Origin of the sequence: Streptococcus mitis (assembly GCF_003942965.1) — a bacterium.
GTDB classification, from domain to species: Bacteria; Bacillota; Bacilli; order Lactobacillales; family Streptococcaceae; genus Streptococcus; species Streptococcus mitis_BH.
The window spans coordinates 81027-87948 of record NZ_RJOG01000004.1 but is presented as its reverse complement, the minus strand read 5'-3'; the positions used below and the strand labels follow the sequence as shown (position 1 = coordinate 87948).

Below are 6922 nucleotides of genomic sequence, written 5' to 3'. Positions count from 1 at the left end.
TGAGGCTGACGCACTTGTTGACGCTGAAGCCGATGCACTAGTACTTGCTGAAGCCGAGGCACTTGTTGACGCTGAAGCTGAAGCACTTGTCGATGCTGAGGCTGATGCACTGGTACTTGCTGAAGCTGACGCACTGGTACTTGCTGAGGCCGAGGCGCTTGTGCTTGCTGAAGCTGACGCACTGGTTGATGCGGAAGCTGAGGCACTTGTTGACGCTGAGGCCGACGCGCTTGTACTTGCTGAAGCTGAGGCACTCGTACTTGCTGAAGCTGACGCGCTAGTACTTGCCGATGCTGACGCGCTAGTACTTGCTGAGGCCGAGGCGCTAGTGCTTGCCGATGCTGACGCGCTAGTGCTTGCTGAAGCCGAGGCACTTGTGCTTGCTGAGGCTGACGCGCTGGTACTTGCAGAAGCCGACGCACTGGTTGACGCTGAAGCCGACGCGCTTGTTGACGCCGATGCTGACGCACTAGTACTTGCTGAAGCCGAGGCACTTGTGCTTCCTGAGGCTGACGCGCTGGTACTTGCTGAAGCCGATGCACTTGTTGACGCTGAGGCTGATGCACTTGTACTTGCTGAAGCCGACGCGCTGGTTCTTGCCGATTCTGAAGCACTTGTAGATGCGGACTTAGATGCACTTGTTGAGGCACTTTGGCTCGCGCTGGTTGATGCGGAGGCTGAGGCACTTGTAGATGCGGAGGCTGACTCAGATCTGTATACTCTATCAGAAACTGTTTCATCTTGATTATAGACAGTCGGTGAATATGGCTGTGTTCCAGATGTCACCTTCGCATTATCTTTATAATAGACTGTCGCAACACCATTAGCGCTCACATCAATACTTGAAATACGCTCGCGACCTTTTGCAACCACCTTATCATGGGCTTTTCTAATTTCTTCTCTAACTTTTTCTTTATCATCCTCAGTTAAATTGTTTTTATCCTTCACCTCAGTAACATTAATTACCGGCTTTTTGAATAAGTTTTCTAATTTATCCTGCTGGATTCCAAAGTTCTCAGAAGTCTTATTCCCACTTGGATCTATAGCCTCAACCTGACGAGACCATCTATTGGTATCTTTATAAGTAAGGTTACTATTTGCGGTAGCTTTCACAGTAATGGTCGTACGATCATCACTCGTCGTTGTAGTAATATTTGAAATTTTACCACTACCCCATTCACCTCTACCCTCAAAGAAATCAGTTAAATCATTACCATTTCCTCGCATTTTCAACGAAGCAAGCTTGCCACTATTATCTTTACCAGTAAAGGTTACCTCAATCGTATCACCCGCATAAAATTTATAACGTCCCGCGCTATCTTTTTCCGGTACTTTACCATTAACCTTAATAGTATAATTAACAGTTGGAGCTACATTTTCTTTGGTAATAGTCTTAGTAGTTGTCGCAGAAGTAAGGGGCTCTGTTCCTCCAGCAGGAGTCATTACAACTTTCTCTTGTTTAACCGTTACTTCTCCTGTAGGTAACAATCCATTATTGGCGTCAGTAACGCGTTTCAACTCCGACGATTCAAACGTCACACTTGTTCCGGTAGATTGTTTAGTGAAGGTTTGGGTACCAATCGTTAAAGTAACCGTTGCTCCTGGTGTTACGTTATTTACTACGATTTGACGGTTTGGCAAACCACCTTTTTCATTCACAGAATCATCTGCTATTTCAGGCGCTTGTGGATTTACTTTCACAGGAACAGGAACATTTTGTTTAACTCTTACACCCGTTGAATCTGCAGGTAGTTCTACTTCAACATACTTAGTGAAACTTCCAACTGTAGAAAGTGAAGGAGCACCATCTACCCACTTATAATTAGTACGCGCTGCATTAAAATCTGGACTTCCAACAAAATTGGTAACGACTTCTTTAGGATTTGCTACAGCTTGTTTATAAGCTGGTTCATCAGTCTTATTCTGTGTAAAAGTATAAGAACGATTTGATTCAAACTTATAAACATCATGAACAACATTAACTTTATTACTTAATTTATTAGAGTCATTTTCCCCCATACGACCTACAGGATAGGTAAAGGTCACTTGGTAGATCTGTCTTCCTGCCTCATTTGTATTGATAGGTGAGCCAGAAACTGCTTGCCCATCTTTACTCCAAGCTTGGCTAGCACCACTTGGATAGTTAGCTGCTCCCTCCTTATCAACATACTTATGCCAAACAGTTCCATTATGAGGTGCTGTTCCTTGAATATCATTTACCGGACCTTTAGGTTTAATTGTCGCCAGAACTTCATAATCTACAGTAACATCTTCACTGCCACCATTAGGATATTCGAGATGAGCAATAGCTTGTTTAGAACCTGTCTCTGATGTATTAATTCCTGCACCTTGTTTCCAGGTAATTCTTGTTCCATTAGGGAATGCTTTACCGTTAGCACGCTGGATAAAATTACTTGCAGTTTCCAAGTCGCTCGCCCGCTCACCTACATAGGTATAAACTTTCGGTACTTTAGCAATTGGATTATATTTTTCTAAGGTAGCATTGATAGTACTTGTGGTACCATCACGATAAGTAACGGTGATCGTACCATTTGTTGAAACTTCAATCTTAGCTTTCGTTCCTGGGAAGGTTAAAACGGTACCATTTGCGTCCGAAGTTAAGTTTGATTTTGATACATCTTTAGTAAGGTCTCGATTAGTTAATAAATCTCGTTTATTGGCATCATTATTAATAAAGTTATTATAAACTTCTGCAATTTCTTGCTGTGTTAAATGCTCCAAATCCTTAACTTGAACAACATCTCCACTTTGAACATCATGACGTTCGTTAAAACCTTTGATGGTGTAGGTAAGAGTAGCCTCAGATGATCCACCACCCCAATCTGATGCACCAATACGATAGCTATAGGTTTTTCCTACTACAGCGGACGCCTCACCATTACCTACAGTACCTGATATACCCGTTCCAATCCTGTCAATCTCACTTTTTTGATTTAACCATGGGCTTCCAGTGCTAGGCTTATAAGGATTATATCTCGGATTGGGTCGATTTATTTCTTGTGCCATCTTTTCTCCGCCATAAGTGACTCCAGGAATCGCATCCTGCTTGATAATTCCATATTGGCGGATACTAGCTCTGTTTTTTAAAATAGGAAGCACATGAACGAAATAATCATCATTATAGACATCAAAATGAGTTCCATTATTATTCTGGATAATTGGACCTGATTTACTCACAGAAGGTGGTGTCGTAGGTTTTGATGTATTATAGCCTGTCGAAACACTTGCAGATTGAACTCTAGAAGCATTCCCTTGAGTATTTTGCCCGATAGGTGCCGAGCTAACCTGCACCTGCATATCTGCAGTCGCATTCGGAACATTGTTATCGTATTTAACTTTGACTACAATTGTACCGTTTAAGTTTCTATTTTGTCCATGTCTGTAATTATAAACAATTTCAGAACCCTGAGTAAAGGTCGGAGTCATCTGATTGTCATTAAATGTTGCACTTTGGACATGACCACCTTTACCGACATTTATTTTAACACCTACATTGCTCAAAGCACTATCAGCCTGAACATTCATGGTGTACGTCGCGATACCAGTAGCCTTATCAAAAGTAGCGACTGGGCTACTTACTGTCATACGCCCGTCATTCTGAGGATTAGCCCAACTCGCTCGAAGAGAGGTGTCACGCAACATGGCTTGACCATTACGGACATCACGCGCGCCTGAATTGGCTCTCAAAACAGCATTGGCAATGGAATTACGAGCTTGAGTCGCTTTTTGTACCACTGCTGTCAAATCACTAGTTGGATCAGCCAAGGCTTTTTCAATCTCAGTTACCGCAGCATTGACTTTAGTAATAGCTGAGTCAGTATTTGGTAGGCCAACAGCTTTAGCTAGGTACTCACCCATCTCAGCTGAAAGTTTTGTCAACTTCTTACGATTGTCATCTTGTTGCTTAGCTGAAACTTCTGCTGTTGCAATAGCACCAGCAGTAACTCCTACGATACTAGTAGTGGCAGAAGTTGATTGAGCAGCGCTCGCACTAACCTTCCCAGCAATCTCAGTTGCCTTTAGTAGAGCAGAATCAATTTTTAGGCCAGTTGATTCTTTTGGTACAGAAGAGTCTTGCTCAGTTGCTGTCGCATAAGTGCTCTGTTTGCCTGATAAGCTTGTAAGTAATGAAACACTACCTACTCCACCTGTTGATTGACTGAAACTAGTAGAGGTACTGGCAGAGGCACTTGTCGATGCTGAAGCCGATGCGCTGGTACTTGCTGAAGCTGAAGCGCTAGTGCTTGCTGAGGCACTTGCAGAAGTACTCGTCGAAGCACTGGCTGACGAACTCTTAGATACAGATTCTGACATCGAAGTGCTTTCGCTCAAAGAAGTAGATAAGCTAGCAGAATTCTCTGAATTACTTACAAATGTTGTCCCTAAAACTACTGTATCATTGGTAACCAAAAGATCTGGATTTTCCAGTGTCTTTTCCACGGCTACTGTTTCATTTGCAAACACTTTTGTTTGAGTAGCAACACTACCACCTAACACAGCCCCTGTGGCAGCAAGTCCCTTGATAATATCCAGACCTGTAATAGAAGGATTCACTTTATCCTCTACTACTTCCGTCATGACCTGAGTCGTATCTACACCACCCCGCAAGACCTTGAACAAACCAAAAAGAGAGGTTGAAGCGCGCAACCAATGTTTTCCTGATTTGATTAATTTATACCTCGTCACTCGGTCGGTTTCTCTATACTCACCTTTTTGACGTCTAAAAAACATACTCTACCCTTTCGTTACATACCAAAAGTGGACAATCCACCCCATTTTAATCATACGTTAAGTATACTTTAAGTGCAAACGATTGTCAAGGATGTTAATATATTTTTATGTAATACAATATTTCAAACTAACTTGTCTCCCCCCTAATTATCCTTACATAGAAAACCTCGTAAAATTTCCTAAAAGCAAACTCAGCCCAGTTTTTATGCTTTCTTTCTCTATATTCATACTATAAAAATGAATCTATAACCACATTCATTAAGACAACTAATTTATTACTTTCGTCACAATTGATATATTTTCATATTTTTTAATCAGAAAAGCTGTGAATCATTACATCCACAGCAATTACTGATTTTCTCACTACAACACGGAGTTTGGCAAATCGATTCCATTTGTAAAACTCAGTTAGTGAGGCAGTTAGCTAGTTCGCTTCCTTACCATTACGACGGAAAAATCCACGAATCGATAATATTCGTGGATTTTTCCTAGTTAAGCGTTTAGGTAGACCGCCATAGCGGTTACCGTCAAATGACAGCAACTTTATGTTGCTAGTCATTTGTAACGATCTACATCTTCTCTTCCAACTCTACATCTGGATACTTGTCCGCAAACCAGCGGAGGGCAAAGTCATTTTCAAAGAGGAAGACTGGTTGGTCAAAGCGGTCTTTGGCCAAGATATTTCGACTTGATGACATCCGTTCATCCAAGTCCTCAGGCTTGATCCAGCGAACGGTCTTTTTACCCATTGGGCTCATGACTACTTCTGCATTGTACTCGCCTTCCATGCGGTGTTTAAAAACTTCAAATTGGAGTTGACCTACAGCTCCCAGCATGTATTCGCCTGTTTGGTAATTCTTATAAAGCTGAATGGCTCCCTCTTGCACCAATTGCTCAATCCCCTTGTGGAAGGATTTTTGCTTCATGACATTCTTAGCAGAAACTTTCATGAAAATCTCAGGGGTAAAGGTTGGCAGTGGTTCAAACTCAAACTTATTTTTTCCAACTGTCAAGGTATCCCCAACCTGATAAGTACCTGTATCATAAACCCCGATGATATCACCCGCCACAGCATTGGTCACATTCTCACGACTTTCTGCCATAAACTGAGTAACATTAGACAGCTTGGCCCCCTTACCAGTACGAGGTAGATTGACACTCATCCCACGCTCAAATTCACCCGATACGACACGGACAAAGGCGATGCGGTCACGGTGACGAGGATCCATGTTGGCTTGGATTTTAAAGACAAATCCTGAGAAATCCTTATCGTAAGGATCCACAATTTCACCGTCTGTTTTCTTGTGTCCATGTGGCTCTGGAGCAAACTTGAGGAAGGTCTCAAGGAAGGTCTGCACACCAAAGTTAGTAAGGGCTGAACCGAAGAAGACAGGTGTTAATTCTCCAGCTAGAATAGCTTCCTCTGAAAACTCATTCCCAGCTTCATTTAAAAGTTCAATGTCATCTTTGACTTGCTCGTAGAAAGGATTGCTGCCAAAAAGCTTGTCCCCATCTTCAAGACTAGCAAAACGTTCATCCCCTTTATAGAGCTCCAGGCGTTGGTTATAGATGTCATAGAGTCCCTCAAAGGCTTTCCCCATCCCGATTGGCCAGTTCATCGGGTAACTCGCAATACCCAAGACTTCTTCCAATTCTTGCAAGAGATCCAGTGGCTCACGACCGTCACGGTCCAGCTTGTTCATAAAGGTGAAGACTGGAATACCACGGTGTTTGACAACTTCGAACAATTTCTTGGTTTGAGCCTCGATACCCTTGGCAGAATCTACAACCATGACCGCAGCATCCACCGCCATCAAGGTACGATAGGTATCTTCTGAGAAATCCTCGTGCCCTGGGGTGTCGAGGATATTCACGCGTTTACCGTCGTAGTCAAATTGCATAACAGATGAAGTAACAGAAATCCCGCGTTGCTTCTCGATATCCATCCAGTCAGACTTGGCAAAAGTCCCTGTTTTCTTCCCTTTTACAGTACCAGCCTCACGAATCTCGCCCCCAAAGTAGAGCAACTGCTCCGTTATGGTTGTTTTCCCCGCGTCCGGGTGAGAGATGATGGCAAAGGTACGACGTTTCTTAATTTCTTCTTGAATATTCATAAGTTCTCTTTCTTTGATTCTCTATTTTTCTTGTTTCAATAGCTAAGAATGATTTC

General features: G+C 42.7%; 2 protein-coding genes. Both read right to left on the bottom strand.

All coding sequences use genetic code 11. The annotated features are described in order from the left end of the window. Positions 1 to 4752: accessory Sec-dependent serine-rich glycoprotein adhesin (locus tag D8837_RS02175; protein WP_125456046.1), on the bottom strand; the 4752-nt coding region annotated here is incomplete at its 3' end. Positions 4753 to 5321: 569 nt separating this feature from the next. Then, positions 5322 to 6866 carry a peptide chain release factor 3 gene (locus D8837_RS02170; protein WP_125456045.1) on the bottom strand — a complete coding sequence of 515 codons (1545 nt, stop codon included), beginning with the start codon at positions 6864 to 6866 and terminating at the stop codon, positions 5322 to 5324. Positions 6867 to 6922 lie beyond the last annotated feature (56 nt).